The organism is Polaribacter aquimarinus (genome assembly GCF_003129485.1).
GTDB classification, from domain to species: Bacteria; Bacteroidota; Bacteroidia; order Flavobacteriales; family Flavobacteriaceae; genus Polaribacter; species Polaribacter aquimarinus.
In genome coordinates, this window is record NZ_QFFG01000004.1 from 288,751 (window position 1) to 309,254 (window position 20,504).

Here is a 20,504-nt window from a genome sequence, read left to right on the forward strand (position 1 = left end):
ATGAAAAAAATTACACTTTTATTCTTGTTATTTTCTACTATTACATATTGTCAAGTAATAATTACACCAGCTACCTTTGATATGAACCAAAGCATTACAATTAGCATAGACGCTAAAAGTAGCGCTACAAATTGTAACAAATTTAGTAATCCTCAAAAAATATATATCCACTCTGGTGTTGGTGATGATAACAATCCTTTTGGAAAAAGTGTAGTTGGTAATTGGGGACAAGATGATGGTATTGGTGAAATGACATTAAATTCGACAAACAACAGATGGGAAATTACTTTTATCCCTAAAACATATTATAACCTAACAGATTCAGAAGTTGCAACAATTACAAAAATGGGAATGGTATTTAGAAATGAAAATGGTTCTCAAGAATTTAAAGATAATGGTTGTAATGATTTTGTTTTTAACGTAGGTACTTTTCAATTAACCTTAAATTCTCCATCAAATACTACGACTACTTTAAATTCAGGTCAAATCTATTCTATAAGCGCTTCAACATCAAAAGCAGCTAATTTTACTTTAAAAGCAAATGGAAATATTATCGATCAAAAAACAAATTTAACCAACTATAATTATCAACATACAGTAAACCAAGATATCGATTTTACTCTAGAAGCTATTCACAATGGAGAAACAAAAAGTGTAACTTTTAATTTTATTGTTAAACCTACAATTACAGAAGCTGCTATACCTTCTGGCATGAAAGACGGTATCAATTTTAATCCAACAGATAACACAAAAGCAACTTTAGTTTTTTATGCACCCATGAAAGAATTTGTTCATGTTATTGGCGATTTTAACAATTGGACAAGAAACAACATGTACTTACTAAAAAAAGACACTGCTAAAGATCGATTTTGGATAGAACTAACTGGTTTAACTCCACAAACAAATCATATGTATCAATATTTAGTTGATGGTGTAATAAAAGTTGCAGACCCCTACTCTACATCAATTTTAGACCCTTCTAACGATCAATATATCAACTCAACAACATACCCTAACCTACCTACTTATCCAACAGGAAAAACTAGTCATGCAGTAACACTTTTAAGAACTGGTGATGAAGAATATCAATGGAAAACTACTGATTTTCAAAGACCCGCTAAAACAGATTTAGTTATATATGAGCTTTTAATAAGAGACTTTGATGCTTTACATAGTTTTGATGCTGTAAAAGCAAGATTAGATTACTTGCAAGGTTTAGGAATTAATGCGATAGAATTTATGCCTGTTAATGAATTTGACGGAAACGAATCTTGGGGTTATAATCCTTCATTTCATATGGCTCTTGATAAATATTATGGAACACCAAAAGCTTTCAAACAACTCATTGACGAATGCCATAGAAGAGGAATTGCTGTAATTATAGATGTAGTTTACAATCATGCAAGTGGTCAGAATCCATATTTTAGAATGTATAGTTCGGATAGCGAGAACTACGATGCACAAGTAAATGCCAATAGTCCCTTTTTTAATCAAACTGCTACACACAGTTACAGTGTTTTTAACGACTTAAATCATAGCAAGCAAGCTGTAAAAGATTATGTAAAAAGAACTGCTCAATATTGGATTGAAGAATTTAAAGTTGATGGATTTCGTTGGGATTTAACCAAAGGGTTTACTCAAAATTGTACAAATAATGAAGGTTGCACCAACTCAGAACAAGCAGACAGGGTTGCTATTTTAAAAGAATACGCAGATTATCAATGGGAAAAAGATGCTGACTTCTATGTAATTTTTGAACATTTAGGCCCAAATTCTGAAGAAACTAAATGGGTTAATTATCGATTAAATGAGGGGAAAGGAATTATGGTTTGGAGTAATCATAATTGGAATTATTCTTCAGCAACTAGAGGAAAACATACTGGTAGAGATACTAGACATAATAGAGATTATTCTTCAGATTTCTCTTGGATATCATATAAGAATAGAGGGTGGTCTATACCCGCAAACATTAGTTATATGGAAAGTCATGATGAAGAAAGATTAATGTTTGAAAATTTTGATGATGGTAATTCTAATGGTTCATATAATATAAAAAGTACCAATATTGGATTACAGAGATCAGAACTCGCAGGAGCCTTTTACTTTACCGTTCCTGGGCCAAAAATGATTTGGCAATTTGGAGAATTAGGATATGACATTAGTATCAATCAAAATGGTAGAGTTGGCAATAAACCTATTCTTTGGAATTATTTTAACAATCAAGAAAGAAAAGATATTTATAACACTTGGAATAAATTAATCCAACTAAAACTTAAATACGATATTTTTAAAACATCAGATTTTACATTGGACGTCGCTAATATATTAGGATTAAAGAAAATACAACTTTCTTCACCAAACTCTCCTGAGATTAAATACATTACAATCGTAGGTAATTTTAGTACAACCACCCAAAACATCAACCCTACTCTACAAAAAACAGGAGTTTGGTATGATTTATTAGACAATAATAAAGCCCAAAACTTTACAAATACCAACAATTTAATCTCATTAGCACCAGGTGAGTTTAAAATTTTAGCAAGTGCTCCAGCTACACTTGCTACTGAAAATCTAATATTAAACCATGAGGTTTTAATTTATCCAAATCCTGTCAAAAATTCATTCAGATTAAATATTAAATCTAATAAGTTAACTCTTTTTGATATTAACGGAAAAAAAGTAAAAGAATTTAATGGTGCTTTTAACATTGATAAATCTTTTAATATTCAAGAATTAAAAAAAGGATTTTATATCTTAAAAATAGTCAACTCAAAAGGAAAATCTTATAAAAAACTAATTATTAATTAACCTTTTTTTCTTAACTATGAAAACTATCTATTTGGTTTTATCACCTCTATGATGTATATTTGTAAGGAGTAGCTATATAACTGTATAGCAGAGCTTTAAAAAATACATTATGAAAATTATTATTTCGAGAGTATTTGAATTTGGGGGAATTCAAAGCTTAAAGAATAATTTAGCCTCCTTTACTTTTATTGTATTACTTACTATACTTAGCATTCAAACCAATGCTCAGACAATTCCAAGTACTGGTTCTTCAGCTACAACTTGTGGAGACTGTACTCCAACTGGTTGGTTAGATTTTTTAGGAACTCCAGATATTTCGAATAGAAATGTTGCTGGTGGTCAAGGAACTATTGGTTCAGAAGCAACTTGGACAAATGCACCACTACCTTTACCTCCAACTGGAGATGCTACTTGGATAACAATGAAAGATTTAGGTGGAAATGGAACAGAAGAATCTGTTAAAACTAATATGGGAAGTATAGTTTCTGGTAAAGTTTACAGATTAACCCTCTATACAATGACCGCTATTAGTAACGCAGATGGTGGAACAGGAAATGATGAATATTATGGAGGAGCATACAAATCTAAATTTGATTATCAAATCGGCAAAAACGATGCTAATTTACAACCAAGACAGGTTGTTTCTGGATTAACCCAAAACTCTTGGGGAAAAACATTTTTTTATTTTTTAGGAGACCCGGATGTGGATAACTCAATGGTTCTAAATATTTTTCCCGGAGAGTATTCTGCTTATGCGGGTATTGGAACAACTTCTCCTGAAAATCTATTTGTAGAACCTTTACATATTGCTGTAGAATTAAATGCTCTAGACGAATTAGATTCAGATGGAGATGGTGTGCCAGATTCTGTGGATATAGATGATGATAACGATGGTATATTAGACACCGAAGAACTAACTGTTAGTGGAACAACTTATGACCCATTAGGTGATGAAGATGGAGATTTGCTTCCTAACTATTTAGATGTTAGAGATGATAATGGAACTTCAGACGGTAGTACAACAGATTATAATGATATTAATGGAGATGGAATACCTGATGTTTATGACTTCGATAAAGATGGAATACCTAATCATTTGGATTTAGATTCAGACAACGATGGTATCCCAGATATTATAGAAGGTCAGCCAACAGCCACATATGTTGCTCCAACTGGAGTTGTAGGAGCCAATGGGTTAGATAGTGCCTATGAAAACAATGATACACCAAGCGCTACAAGTTATACTGTTGTTAATACAGATAGTGGAGTAGATACAATTCCAGATTATTTAGATTTAGATTCAGATAACGATGGAACTAGCGATGAAATTGAAGCAAATTCGGCATTAACAGAAGAAGTTGGAGACAATGGCTTAGACAATGCTTATGATAATGGAGATGATTATTCTGACCCAAATGGTAGCTTTGACAATACACAAACAGACAACTTTCCAGACACAACAGTAGGTGGTGACGTTAACTGGAGAGATAATGGAACCACGGTTGGTAAAGATACTGATGGAGATGGTATTTTAGACAATGTAGATATAGATGATGATAACGATGGTATTCCTGATGTAAACGAATGTGCTACATCAAATACTGTTGCAAGTGATGCCTCTGGAATTCAAGCAGAAACTAGTATCACAACTTCAGCAAATGCCATAGGTTCTAATAATGCTTATGCTATTTTAGATGATGTTGGAGATAGTTTAACCATAGATTTAAATAGCGATACAGATGTTGCCGACAATACTCTTATTTTTATTGAATCTTCCATAACAGGAGACAATACTCATACCATGAGAGTAGAACAATCTGCAGATAATATTACATTCTCAAATCAAAAAATATTTACCTGGACAACTACCGGAGCTGATGAAAACAAAGAATATAGATTAGATGGAGTTGCAAGATATGTCAGAATTCGATTAGAAGTAGATAATGGAGGAACATTACAAATAGACAATGTAAGTTTCGAAGGCTTTACTATTACTTGTGATGAAGATGGAGATGGAATCCCTAACGAGTTGGATTTAGACTCAGATAATGATGGAATTCCAGATAATATAGAATCTCAAGTTACTTCTGCTTATGTTCCACCTGCAGATGTAGATTCAGATGGAGATGGTTTAGACGATGCTTATGATCCGGATTGCACCCCTTGTGGAGCAGTAACTGGTGTAGATTTATCAACACCAAATAATCATGACGGATTGGATAATCCAGATTATCTTGACTTAGATTCAGATAACGATGGAACCTCAGATAGAATAGAAGCTAACCTCTCTCTTAGTGGTTCTCCTGGAGCCAATGGTTTAGACTCTAATTACGACAATGGAGATAATTATGTAGATGTTAACGGAAATAATGATGACACTCCTTTCGGTGAATATCCTAACACAAATGGTGCTGATGTACCAAATGATGTTGATTGGAGAGATAACACAACAATATATACAGATAATGATAATGATGGTGTTCCTGACACCACAGATTTAGATGATGACAACGATGGTATCTTAGACACAGAAGAAACAGGTGGTTACGACCCATCTGCAGATGCAGATACAGATGACATACCAAACTATAAAGACCCTGATTTTGCAACTGGTGTTCCTGGTGATACTATCAATACTTTTGGTATTTGGACCAGCTTAGACCCAGACAATGATGGAGTTCCGAATCATTTTGATTTAGATGCAGATAACGATGGAATACCTGATAATATAGAAGGACAAACTACTAATGGATATATCATTCCAAATGGAGTTGTAAATGCAAGTGGTATAGATACGGCATATGGTATTAGTGGATTAACACCTATAGATACAGATACAGATGGAGATAATGATTATTTAGAACTTGACTCAGATAATGATGGCTTATTAGATAATACAGAAGCTGGTGTTACCTTAACAGGAATTGTTGGTAACAATGGTTTAGACAATGTTTATGATAATGGTGATAACTACACAGACGTAAATGGTAGTTTTGATGGTTCTCAAACTGATAATTTCCCAGATGATGATGGTGATGTTTTTTCTGGTGGAGATGTAGATTACAGAGATAATACGTTTACAATCGATACTGATGGAGATGGCGTAAACGATGAAATAGATTTAGATGATGACAATGACGGTATTTTAGATTCCATAGAACAAAGTACTAATGGAGATTGTGTTGGAGCCGATAAAACTCTAGACTGGGGAGACACTAGTGAATTTGGAGGAAATACTACTACTGAAGACCCAACCACTTTAAATGGAGGTGTTACTACAGAAAGTAAAGTAGATATTACATTAACTAGAACTACAACTGTAGGTAGTGATAGTAATTATCTCATTGGTAATTCTGCTGTTTCGAATAGCACAAATGCATATATTTTTACGCAAAGAGCAGCTGTTTCGGCAGAATCAAGACACATATTTACCTTTAAAGCTCCTGTAAAAGACTTAAGCTTTACCATTTATGATATTGATGAAGATAATGGTGCTGGTGGAACATCAAAAGACAAAGTTCAAATTATTATTACACAACAAGATGGATCTACATATACTATGGTTGGAGGTACAGACTATACAACACCAGCTGCAACTATAACAGATTTAGGTTCAAATACTTTCGAGGCAAATAACGACAACACCAACGAAGACCTAGTTATTAACTCAATTCCTGTTTATATTACAAAAATTCAAATAGTTTTTTCTAATACTGGGTCTGGTTCTATATCAAACAATCAAAGTTTAGCTGTTGGAAACTTTACGTATTGTTCACCATTAGATTCAGATGGAGATGGTATTTTCGATTATATAGATTTAGATTCTGATAACGATGGTATTCCAGACAATATTGAAGCACAATCAACAGCAGGTTACATTACTCCTTCTGGTAGTTACAGTATTACAGGTATAGATTTAGCATACGGAACAGGTCTTACACCAGTTAACACAGATGGTGATGCTAACCCAGATTATTTAGATTTAGATTCTGATAACGAAGGAGGTTTTGATATTGTAGAATCTGGTGCTGGTTTAACAGATGGAAATACAGATGGTATAGCAGATGGTGCTCCTTCAGTTTTTGGCACAAATGGTTTAATAAACACTCTTGAAACAGGAGATACAGATCAAGGTTACACTGATGTTAATGGTGAATATGACAACACTTTTAAAACCGTTTTTACAGATACAGATGGTGATGTAGATATGGGAGGTGATTTAGATTATAGAGATGATTTAGCTGGAATAGATTTAGATAATGATGGTTTTGTGAATTCTGTCGATATAGATGATGATGGTGATGGAATACCAGATATTAATGAAAGTGGTGGTAATGATCCTGATGGTGATGAAGACAATGATGGAACACTTAACTATCTTGACACATCAGATGATGGCTCAGGTGGCCCAGGAGGTACAACCAATTACACTGATGCAGACGGCAATGGTATTCCTGATGTTTATGATTTTGATGGTGATGGTGTTGCTAACCATTTAGACATAGATGCAGACAACGATGGTATTCCAGACAATGTAGAAGCACAAACAACTACAGGTTATGTTCCACCTGCAACTGTCGGTGATACAGATACTGATAATGATGGTTTAAATGATGCTTACGACCCAGATTGTACACCTTGTGGTAGTATAACTGGTGTAGATTTATCAACTCCAAACAATCATGATGGTACAGACAACCCTGATTATTTAGATACAGATTCAGATAACGATGGAACTTTCGATATTGCAGAAAATCAAGTAAATAATGCTACTGATGCAATTTTAGATGCAAATACTGGCAATACTACTGACGGAACTCCAGACGGAATTGTTGACCCATCAAGCTTTGTAGATACTGATGGAGATGGTTTAGCAGATGTTTTTGAAGGCATAGACAATAATGATGGCTATGATGTAAATGATGAAATAGATACACCACAGTCTGACTTACCAGATGTAGATTCTGATGTTCTTACAACTGGAGATGTAGATTTTAGAGATAATACGTTAGATCCTGTTACTCCTGGAATTACAAATGGTATTCTTTGGTTAAGAGCAGACAGAGGTGTAACAGAAGCCTCAGATGAAGTTACAGCATGGGTAGATCAAACCACACCTTCTTTTACAGCTACATCTCCAACAGGAGAAGCTCCAGATAGATTAGATGCTACTGCCAACTTGTTAAATTTTAACCCAGTTATCGATTTTGATGATACAAATAATGAAGATTTAATAATTACAGGTGGTATCTTAGGGAGTGGATCAACATATGACAATTTATGGACATATGTTGTTACAAATCCTAATACACATAAAAACTCATTTATATTTGTGGAAGCTTTAACAGGTTCAAGTGTTAACTTCCATGTTAAAATTAGTAACGATGCTCCTACTGATCCTCTTGTGTGGAGGCAACGTTTTGGAGCAAGTGGGACTATTTTTGCAACTAATAATCCACCAAATTTTTTAAATAATTATTCATTATACACTTTTGGAACGGCTACTTCAAGCACAGATACCCCAACAGGATTTGAACAAGCAAATCATCAATTAGGTGCTGTTTTAAATACTACAAGTGGTAATACAATAGCTACTATAACCGGTGCTGGTTCCAATATGGGTATTGGAAGTAATGCAGGAGGAAGTAACCGCTATTGGGATGGACAAATTGCGGAAATAATGGTTTTTAATGAAAAACCTACAGCATTAAAACAACAATCCATAGAAAGTTATTTGGCAATAAAATACGGTTTTACGTTAAGTACAACTTCCTATTCTGCAGACATTGTAGAAGGAGATTATATTTTATCCGATCAATCTACAAAAGTTTGGGATTACAGTGCTAACAGCTCATATCATAATGATGTAGCTGGTATTGGTAGAGACGATGCTTTAGATTTTATCCAAAAACAATCTAAATCAGTTGGCGTAAGTTCGGATGCCATTATAACTATTGGTTTAGGAGCAATTGCTTCTTCAAACACTGCTAATGCTAATTCATTTAGCAGTAACAAAGATTTCTTAATGTGGGGTAATGACAATGGTGTAATTAATACAACAACAGAAACTGAAATTATTTGTGCTCCCGAAAAAACTATTGGTAGAACTTGGAAAATTGTAGAAACTGGTAATGTTGGTTCTGTTCAAATAGCCGCTAATAAAGCCATTATTGATGGTGCTTTAAACACACCATTTACCATAAAAGTTTTAAAAGTAGCTGATGATGAAGCCTTTACTACAAATGTTAATTATGTTCCATTAAATGACACTACTATAAACTCAGAAAATGTTTATGAAGCCAACTTCGACTTCAATGGTACTAAATATTTTACCTACAGTGAAATAAACGGAATCTTTTGGAATGGTGGTGAAGCTTTAGAAGCAGATAGATGGATTGGTGGATTCAATTCTGGGAAGCCGACTACAAATGTAGCTGATAAAGATAAGGTAATGATTATTGATGCTCAAGGTACCTCTAACCACCCAACTCTAACAGAAGATGCCATTGTAGAATGTGTTTGGATTAAAACTGGCTCTAAATTAATGGTAGATGATAACAAATATTTAGAGTTTGATGAAGATTTTATTTTAGATGGTGAATTACGTTTAATTGACAACGGACAATTAATACAAACCCATACAGGTTTATCAAATGTTCAAGGTAACGGAAAGCTATATAGAGACCAAGCAGCAATTGTACCTAGCATATACAGATATCATTATTGGACTTCTCCAGTAAGAGAACTAAATAAAGACACCTTTAGAGTTGGAGAAGTATTATTTGATGGGAATGACTCAACATCTGAAACATCTATTTTGCGACCTATTACTTGGTCTGGAGAGGGTAATATTTATGATGGTGCCACAGGAACTGTTTCTCCAGATTTACCCATTAAAATTGCACCTTATTGGATTTATTCTTATTTGTATGGAACTACTCAAGCAGATTGGGCACAACAGTTTCAAACAGGTGTTTTACAAAGAGGACAAGGTTTTTCAATGAAAAGTACTGGTCAAAATCCACAGAATTTCACTTTTGCGGGTACACCAAATGATGGTTCAATTACCTTTAATTTTCCAGCAAATACTACAAGCTTATTAGGTAATCCCTACCCATCTGCGTTAGATGCTGTAAATTTTATCAGCACTAATTTAAGTTCTATCGATGGTACTCTATATTTTTGGGAACATACTGGTGAAGACGATTCTGTTTCTTCTGCTACAGAAGGTCATAATTTAACAGGTTATCAAGGTGGATATTCTCAAAGAAACATAGCTATGGGAATTGCAGCTAATAGTGTTCCAGCTGTTGCACCTTTCACATTCGATTTTGAGAATGCCATAGACAATACATCAGATATAACTCAAACAGTAGAAGGTTTTTCTGTTACGTATACTACTTCTAACAATAAACAAGATTTAGACACCACTGAAAATGAAGCTGGTGGAACAACGGGTAAATATTTAGATTTGAATGATGAAATTTCAGCATCATACACCTCAACATTTACTTTTAATAGTGATGTAGATATTGTAAGTGTTTATATTGCTAAAAAAGGAGCTGGAACTTTGAATGTTACATTTAGCGATAATGGACCTGAAGATAATGATGATGTTGTTCAGGTTCTTACAGATACAAACGGAGTTACGGTTAATTTAAATTGGGTTGATGTATCTTCTTTTACTATTAGTGCTGATAATGAATATAATTTAATAATAGATGATATTAAATTTAGAGAAGGTAATTTACCTGGTATAGATCCCGCAGATACTTACCATGCCCCAAACCGATATATCGCTGTAGCTCAAGGTTTTTTTGTTTCTGCATCACCTTCTGGAGGTGAAGTAAGGTTTGAAAACTCCATGAGAAATTTTGAAACAGATATTTACAGTGACCCAAGTAATGATGGTAGTGGTACAGGAACATATTTCTTTAAAGGAGTTAAACAACAAAAAAATGCAAGTAACAACAATATACAAGATGTAAACCTCTTGCCTATTTTAAAATTAGGGTTTAACTACAAATCTCCTAGACAAATTGATTTACATAGACAAATCGGAATTTCATTTAGAAGAGGCAACACATTCAACTATGACAACGGATATGATAGTGAAGTTTACGATGTTGGAACAACAGATTTCTATTGGCATTTTCCTGATTATTCAAATAAGAAGCTTATTATTGCGGGCGTTTCAGAAATTAATAAAGACTTAGAAGTTCCTTTAACGATTTCTGTAGATAATAATACACCTTTTACTATTGAAATAGATCATCAAAGAAATATTGATAAAGATATTTTTATTCATGATAAAGTAACGAATATTTATCACAAATTATCAGATGAAACTGCTATAGAGTTTAAACTTGATAAAGGCGAATATAGAAAACGTTTTTATTTAACCTTTAATGAAAGTAGCCCTACTTTAAATACTGATGAAAATATAATACTTAAAAAAATTAATATTTATTTAAATAACGATTCAAAAGAAATAATTATTGAAAACAAAGACAATATTATAATAAAAAATATAGAAATCTATAACATATTAGGGCAAAAAATAAAAACTTGGTCTAATATAAAAAGAACCTTAGAAAATAGATTAGAGGTTAAAACTTTATCCAATTCTTTTTATATTATTAAAATTAAAACCGAAAAAGAAATTTTATCTAAAAAGATTTTTATAAAGTAGTATAATAAGAACTTAAGTTAACAAATTATATTTTAACAAACACATCTCATAGGTTATGTTTTTTTTATTAAAAAAAATAACATTACTTTTGCAGTATTCCCCCCAATTATTTATTCAACAAACAATACATGAAAAAAATGTTTTTCAGTGTACTAGAATTTGGGGTAATTCTATTCACTAAAAAAAAACAATACAAGGTTTTAATTACTTTACTATTGTTTTTGACTTCTGCAGTAACTTTTTCACAAACGATACCAGGTACGGGTTCTAATAATGCTACTTGTGGGGACTGTACACCCACAGGTTGGTTAGATTTTAATGGAACACCAGATATTTCTAGAGGAACTATTGCTGGAGGTCAAGGTACTATTGGTGCAGAAGCAACATGGTCAGCTGGTATTCTACCTAACCCTCCAACAGGGCATGCAACATGGATAACTATGAAAGACTTAGGAGGTAATGGTACAGAAGAATCCGTTAGAACTACTATGGGAGATTTAGAAGTTGGAAAATTGTATAGACTTACCATATATACTATGTCTGCAACAAGTAATGCCAACGGTGGCACAGGTAATAACGAATATTATGGAGGTACACACAAACAGAAATTTGACTACCAAGTAGGTAAAAATGCGGCTACTTTATACCCAAGGCAGGTAGTAAATAGAATTTCTAAAAACGAATGGGGTAAGACATATTTTTACTTCATAGGAAATCCAGATAATATTGTAGGTGGCAAAGGTACTATGGTGTTAAATGTTTTTCCTGGTGAATATTCTGCTTATCCTGGTATTGGAAACGAAACCCCAGAAAATACATCTGTTGAACCACTTCACATAGCTGTAGAGTTAAATGCTATCGAAAAAATAGATACAGATGGAGACGGTATAGATGATACAATTGATATTGATGATGATAATGATGGTATTCTTGATACTGTAGAACTTACAGTTAATGGAACCACCTATGATCCACTTGGTGATGAAGATGGAGACTTCCTTCCGAACTATTTAGATGTTAGAGATGATAACGGTGTTGGAGACTCTAGTACAACTAATTATGATGATATCAATGGAGATGGTATTCCAAATGTATATGATTTTGATAATGATGGTATTCCTAATCATTTAGATTTAGATTCAGATAATGATGGTATACCAGATATTATAGAAGCACAATCAACTTCTGGTTATATCCCTCCGAATGGTGTCGTGGGTGTAAATGGTCTAGACAGCGCTTACGAAAGTGGAGATGATACTGTAAATGCTAACGGTTTAGGTGGTTTAAATGGTGCTGGACTTATCAATTTTGATAGTAATGGAAACCCCGATTACTTAGATTTAGACTCTGATGGCGATGGTGTTTCAGATACGATCGAAGGTAATATAAATCTATCTGGAGATGTTGGTGAAAATGGATTAGACGATGCTTATGATAATGGTAGTAAATATACAGATGTAAATGGAAGCTTTGATAATACACAGCTCAATAACTTTCCAAATACAAGTGCTGCAGATTCTCCTGATGATGTCAATTGGAGAGACTCTGGAACCATAATTCAAAAAGATACTGATGGTGATGGAATTCCAGATTCTGTAGATATAGATGATGATAATGATGGTATTATAGATACTGTCGAATGTGCTACAGTCAACAGAACTCAAAGTAATGCATCATCAGTTCAAAGTCAAAGTAGTGTTACAAATTCAGGTAATTCAATTGGTTCAGATAATTTAAGAGCAACATTAAATTCTACTTCAGATGTATTAACTATAGATTTAGGTGTTATAGTCCCCAAAAACACTATTATTGAAATAGAATCACGTATTACAGGCTCATTAAGTAATGAAATGAAAATTGAGCAATCTTCAACTACTTCCAATTTTACAAACCCAAAAGTTTTTAACTGGATAGCTCTAAACACAGAACAAAACAAAGAGTATAAATTATCTGCAGATGCAAGATACATTCAAATTACATTAGCTGTTTACACCTCAGGGACTCTTGAAATAGATAATATATTATATCAAGCTCATGACGTAGTCTGTGATTCTGATGGAGATGGCATACCCAATATAGTAGATTTAGATTCGGATAATGACGGAATCCCAGACAATATCGAAGCACAAGCAACAACAAATCAAGGAGGTTCTCCTTATATAGCTCCAGGTGGCTCCGTTGGTGCTAATGGTTTATACAGTGTTTATGAAAATAATGACACAGCTGGAGCAACAGGTTTAGGTGGTGCTGGTGGTGCTGGATTAATAAATACAGATAGTGGAAATGATGCTATTCCTGATTATTTAGATTCAGACTCTGATAATGATGGTATTTCTGATAGAGCTGAAGCTAACCTATCCATAAGTGGTAATTTTGGTGCTAATGGTTTAGATGCAAACTATGATGTTGGTGATGGTTATACAGACACTAATGGTAGCTTTGACAATACACAAACAGACAATTTCCCTGATGCAGATAATGATGTTAACGATGGTAGTGGAGATGATTCTGGTGATGTAGATTATAGAGATGCTGACTCTTCTTTTAGTGATAACGATAATGACGGTATCCCTGATGCTACAGATTTAGATGATGATAATGATGGTATATTAGATACAGAAGAAGGTTTTGACAACTGTAGTGGCACAATAACTTCTTCAATTTTTACAATAACCACTGCTGGAGGTACTACTACAGACAATATAAATTTAACTTCTTTAGGTGTAGCAATTGGTAGTCAAGTTGTAATAAGTAATATTCAAGCGGAAGGTGATTTAGATGGAGGTTCCGAAACATTCACCGTAAATATTAATAGTGGTAGTTATGTCTCTCCATCAGTAAATACAGGGGTACAATGTAGCACCACCCTTGGTTTTAACCCACTAACAAGTCCAATAACACAAACCGTAAGCGTCATAGATATCGGTTCTGGAACACCAGGAATAACAATTTTAGCAGATGCTTCAGCAGATGTAGGTGTTTTAGGAGGTTGTACAGGTGCAATGCGATACACAATCCAAGTAAGCTGTTCTCCAGCTCTTGATACAGATAATGACGGAGTCCCTAATTACTTAGATTTAGACTCAGATAATGATGGTATTCCTGATAACATCGAAGCACAAAGTACAATAGGTTATATTACTCCTAATGGTGTATTTAATGCAAATGGTATTGACACTGCTTATTCCACTGGCACAAATGGTTTAACTCCACAAGACACTGATGGTGATGGTCTTAAAGATTATTTAGAAACAGACTCAGACAATGATGGCCTATTGGATAATACTGAAGCTGGAACTTCAATTTCTGGAGTTTTTGGTACAAATGGATTAGATGCTAATTATGACAATGGTGATAACTACACAGATGTTAATGGTAATTACGATAACTCACAAACAAATAACTTTCCTGATGTAGATGGTGATGTTTTTTCTGGTGGAGATGTAGATTATAGAGATGATACATTTACAAATGACATCGATGGAGATGGTGTAAGTAATGAAACAGATTTAGATGATGATAATGATGGTATTCTAGATACTGTAGAAATAGGCACGTGTTCCGTAAATAACGGTATTTTAGATTGGGATGCTGAATATACAGAAGGTACAACAACAGAAACCTCTGGAGATGATCCAATTACCACAAATGCAAATATTACAAATGCAAATGTAGAATTTAGAATGTCTAGAACTACTAACGTGGGTAGTGACAGTAATTATCGTATAAATGATTTTATTACTACAAATTCTTCTTACACTATCAGACAAAGAGCTTCTATTGGTGCGGAATCAAGGCACATTTTCGATTTAAGTGCTCCAATATATAATTTATCTTTTACTATTTATGATATTAATAGGGAAACTGCAGCTACGGCTACAGACGATGTTCAAGTAATCTTAACAAAGCAAGATGGTTCTACTTATACACTTTTAGCAACAGACTACACAACTGGAGCATCTTACACCTACAGCGGAGGAACTTTCACAGGTACTACAACAGGAACATCAAATGTAACAATTGGAGCAATACCGGCTTGGATTGTTAAAATACAAATTGTATATAAAAATGTAGGTACTGGTACTGTTACTCCTTTTAACGAATCACAAGATATTGCTTTAGGTAATTTTACATATTGTACCCCTTTAGATACAGATGGTGATGGGGTTTTCGATTATATTGATTTAGATTCAGATAACGACGGAATTCCTGATAACTTTGAAGCTCAACCCACCGGTAGCTACATCCCTCCTACTGGAAGTTATGGTATTACAGGTATCGATTTAGCTTATGGTAATGGAGTTACTCCAGAAAATACAGATGCAACTGCTATTGGTCCATTAGTTTCAGACACTATACCAGATTATTTAGACCCAGACTCAGACGGTGATGGAACAAATGATGTATTAGAATCAAGTTTAGGTGGAGCTTTACCAAATGATGGCAGCAAAGTTACTGGTACTTTTGGTACTAATGGATTACTAGATACATTAGATAACGGAGATACTTACAATGATGTAAATGGTAGTTTTGACAACACCGTTTCAGATAATTTTACTGATAGCGACAATGACGTTACTATTGGCGGGGATTTAGATTATAGAGATACCGTTGTTGGTGTGGATACCGATAAAGATGGTATTGGAAATGCTACAGATATTGATGATGATAACGATGGTATTACTGATATTTCAGAAAGTGGGGGAAACAATCCTGATGGTGATGAAGATGGAGATGGTACACCAAATTATAGAGATAATTCTGATGGAGGTAATGGTGGTGATGGAAGCACCACTAATTATACAGACACAAATAATGATGGAATCCCTGATGTGTATGACTTTGATAATGATGGTGTTCCAAATCATTTAGATATAGATACTGATAATGATGGTATTCCAGATAATATAGAAGCACAAACAACAGTTGGTTATGTTCCCCCTTCTACAGATACAGATAATGATGCAGATAATGATGGTTTAAACGATGCGTACGATACTGATTGTACAGTAGGTAGTCCTTGTGGAACAAGTAATACAGTTGGGGTAGATATCTCAACTACACCAAGAAACACAGACAACACAGACAATCCAGATTATAAAGATTTAGATTCAGACAATGATGGGAAACCTGATATAGAAGAAAATGGAGATTCTGATAACTCTATTAGTGGTAATGATTCAGATGGAGATGGACTAGATGATAATTTTGAAGGTTCTGACTTAAATGATGGTTATGATGTAAATGATGAAATAAACACTCCTCAGACTGACTTACCAGATGTAGATTCTGATGTTACAACCGATGATGTAGATTATAGAGATTCAGATGATGATCCAGTATCTCCAAATTATTCTGGTAATACATTATGGCTTAGAGCTGATAAAGACGTTACTGGAGGTAATGATGTAACTCTTTGGTCAGATCAAACACCTGGTAACGCAGATTTTGTTGGAGATGGTACACCAGATGTAACTGTAACTGCAAATAATTTAAACTTTAATCCTACAGTTACATTTGTTCAAGCTGATAATGATGTACTTAGATATACAGGAAACCTAAACCCCAGAACAATGTATATTGTTTATAAGGATGCAGCAACAACAAATTGGACAACTCCATTTACAAATGATGATGCAGATGGTATTGGGCATGGGCATTCAGACGATTCTCAATTGTACAACACTACTTGGACTCCTCCTGACGTTAGAAATGGTGCAGAGTATGTAAATGGTCTTTCGTCAGATTTTCTAACAAAATCAAGACCAGACAATTACGAGATACACTCAAGAGTTTACCTTTCTAATATTTCTAACGAATCTAGAAATTATTATGTTGGTAGAGATAGAGAACAAGGTACAGATAGAGTTATAGATGGTGCAGTGGCTGAGGTTATTTTATATAGCGATGCCCATACAGATGCAAGAAGACAAGAAGTAGAAACTTATCTAGCTATAAAATATGGATTTACATTGGATGTAACTGATAATAGTGGCTCAATCGTTGAAGGAGATTATATTCTTACTGGAGGTAACCCAACTATTTGGGATTATACTACAAATGCGGCTTATCATAATGACGTAGCCGGTATTGGTCGAGATGACGCTATGGATTTAGATCAGTTTCAATCAAAATCAGTAAATTCTGATGCTATTATTACTATTGGTTTAGGTGCTATAGCTTCCACCAATTTAACTAATGGAAATTCTTTTACCAACAATAAAGACTTTTTAGTTTGGGGTAATGATAATGGGGTAATCAACAATACAACTACTTCAGAGTTAGTTTGTGCACCAGAAATTACTATTGGTAGAAAATGGAAAATTGAAGAAAATGGAACTGTTGGTTCTGTACAAATTGCAGTAAATAGAAGTACTATTGATGCCGCTTTAGTGACACCTAATACTTTAAAAGTTCTTAAAGTTGCAGACGATGCTAATTTCACTTCAAATGTAGATTATGTACCCTTAGAAGCTACTTCAATTACAGATTCGGCTGGTAATAACGAAAATGTTTACTCTGCTAATTACGACTTTAACGGTACTAAATATTTTACTTACACAGAAATAAATGGTATTTTCTGGAATGGAGCAACAACCAATGCTGCAGATAGATGGAAAGGTGGTAATAGTGGTTCTATTACAGGTGGACCAAGTACTAATGCTGCCGATGTAGATAAAGTTATGGTTATTGATGCTCAAGGTTCATCCAACCACGCTACTCTTGCTGAAGATGTAGAAGTAGAATGTGTTTGGATAAAAGCAAATTCTAAATTAATGGTTCAAAACAACAAGTTCTTAGAATTTGATGAAGATTTTATTTTAGATGGTGAACTTAGATTAATTGGTAATGGACAATTAATTCAAACTCACACAGGACTTTCTAATGTTCAAGGAGATGGTAAATTATTTAGAGATCAGGCTGCAATTGTTCCAAGCATTTACAGGTATCATTATTGGACTTCTCCGGTAAGAGAATTAAATAAAGATAACTTTAGAGTTGGTCAAGTAATGTTTGATGGTAATGAGCCTACTGCTGAAAACTCTCCTATAAGAAGTATAACTTGGGATGGAAATGGAAACTTATATGATGGTAAAACAGGTTCTGCTTCTCCATATGAAGCTATCAAAATTGCCCCATATTGGATATACTCTTATCTTAATGGTGAAGATCAAAGCGATTGGGTACAACAATGGGCTACCGGAGTCATAGAGAGAGGACAAGGTTATTCTATGAAGAGTACTGGGCAAAACCCTCAAAACTTTACATTTATTGGAACACCAAATGATGGCTCTATAACTTTTAACTTTACTGCAAACAGAACAAGTTTATTAGGTAACCCATACCCAAGTGCTTTAGATGCTGTTAATTTTATAAATACAAATATAAATGAGATAGATGGTACATTATATTTCTGGGAACATACAGGTGAAGATAACATTATACCTGCTAGTTCAGAAGGTCATAATTTAACGGGATATCAAGGGGGTTACTCTCAAAGAAACATAGCTATGGGAGTAGCTGCAAATAGTGTTCCTGCTTCAGCTGCAGTGGTATTTGATTGGGAGAATGCAACTATTAGTAATAATAAGGTTGTACAAACTGTTGATGGTATTACAGCTACTGTAGAATTTTCTTCAGGTAATGCCATAAAAGAAGATATTAGTTTAATTGCTCAACCTACAGATTATGCAATTGAAAACGAAGACGGAAATGGTTCATATACAATGACTGTTAGTTTTAACCAAAAAGTTGATATGGAGAGTATTAAAATATATAATGATATTTTAGGTACAACTCCTTTAAATTTAACTATTTCTGCAGGTATCAATTTTGATGATGTTACAACTTCTTTAACAAATACAGCTTCATTAGTTATAGATAAAACCGTTTCATTATCATGGAAAGATGTCTTTAGTTTTACAATTAGCAGCTCTACTCCATTTAAAATTGGACTTAATGATATGAAATTAAGAAAAGGTAATCTACCTAGCATAGGTGGTGGTACATATCATGCTCCAAATAGATATATTGCTGTTGCTCAAGGTTTCTTTGTTTCTTCTTCAAATACTGGTGGAACAGTTAGATTTGAAAACTCTATGAGAGCTTTTGAAGATGATAATTATACCACAGATGGTTCAGGAGGAGGTTCTGGTACTTATTTTTTTAAAGGCAGTAAGAAATCTTCTAATCATAAACAAATAAACCTGTTACCTATTTTAAAACTTGGATTTAATTACAAAGATTCGAATAATGCTCAACTTCATAGACAATTAGGTATTTCATTTAGAAGAGGTAACGATTTTAAATATGATAATGGATATGATAGTGAAATTTACGATTTAGGTTCAACAGACTTTTATTGGCAGTTTCCAGAGTACTCAGATAAGAAGTTAATTATAGCTGGGGTATCTGAAATTTCAAATTCTCTTAGAGTTCCTATTGTTCTTAAAATTGATACAGATAATCCTATTTTAATACAAATAGATGAAAAAAATAATATTTCCAAAAACATATATTTACAGGATGCATTATCTGGAAAATCTTATGAACTATCAAAAAGTAACCTAATAGAATTAAATATTGAAAAAGGTATTTACACCAATCGTTTTTTCTTAACTTTTGGAGATAATAATGGTGCTTTAAATAACCAAGACAATCTTCTTAACAATAAAATTAGTATTTTCTTAAAAAGAGATGTTAAAGAATTAATATTACAAAACAGCTCCGGTTTGGTAATTAAAAAGCTAGAAATGTTTAATATTTTAGGTCAAAAATCTAAAAGTTGGAATACAATTGAAACAAAAAACACAAATAAATTTAGCGTTAAAAACTTTTCTAATGCGGTTTACATTGTAAAAATAACAACAGAAATTGGGATTTTTACTAAAAAAATAATAATAGAATAAACACCAGTTATAACTTTAATTTAAGTAAAAAAGAAGCAGGATTATCTGCTTCTTTTTTACTTAAATTAAAGTATCTTTTTTTATTATTAAAAAAT

At 33.5% G+C, this 20,504-nt stretch carries 3 protein-coding genes; all 3 read left to right on the forward strand.

Annotated elements, in window-relative coordinates:
• The 3 genes from DIS07_RS10985 to DIS07_RS10995 all read left to right on the forward strand — a co-directional run bounded on the left by DIS07_RS10985 (position 1) and on the right by DIS07_RS10995 (position 20,409).
• Positions 1-2,808 (forward strand): alpha-amylase family glycosyl hydrolase, encoded by a 2,808-nt coding sequence (locus DIS07_RS10985; RefSeq protein WP_235869132.1) that lies wholly within the window; start codon positions 1-3, stop codon positions 2,806-2,808.
• Positions 2,809-2,917: 109 nt separating this feature from the next.
• On the forward strand, positions 2,918-11,500 hold the full coding sequence (locus DIS07_RS10990) for a T9SS type A sorting domain-containing protein (protein WP_109405298.1): 8,583 nt from the start codon (positions 2,918-2,920) through the stop codon (positions 11,498-11,500).
• A gap of 128 nt (positions 11,501-11,628) precedes the next feature.
• On the forward strand, positions 11,629-20,409 hold the full coding sequence (locus DIS07_RS10995; protein ID WP_109405299.1) for a T9SS type A sorting domain-containing protein: 8,781 nt from the start codon (positions 11,629-11,631) through the stop codon (positions 20,407-20,409).
• The last annotated feature ends 95 nt before the right edge of the window (positions 20,410-20,504 follow it).

What these genes read in the sequence shown, in the direction of transcription:
- DIS07_RS10985 (WP_235869132.1), top strand. Translation starts at nt 1, where the DNA reads ATGAAAAAAATTACACTTTTATTCTTGTTATTTTCTACTATTACATAT.
- DIS07_RS10995 (WP_109405299.1), top strand. Translation starts at nt 11,629, where the DNA reads ATGAAAAAAATGTTTTTCAGTGTACTAGAATTTGGGGTAATTCTATTC.
- DIS07_RS10990 (WP_109405298.1), top strand. Translation starts at nt 2,918, where the DNA reads ATGAAAATTATTATTTCGAGAGTATTTGAATTTGGGGGAATTCAAAGC.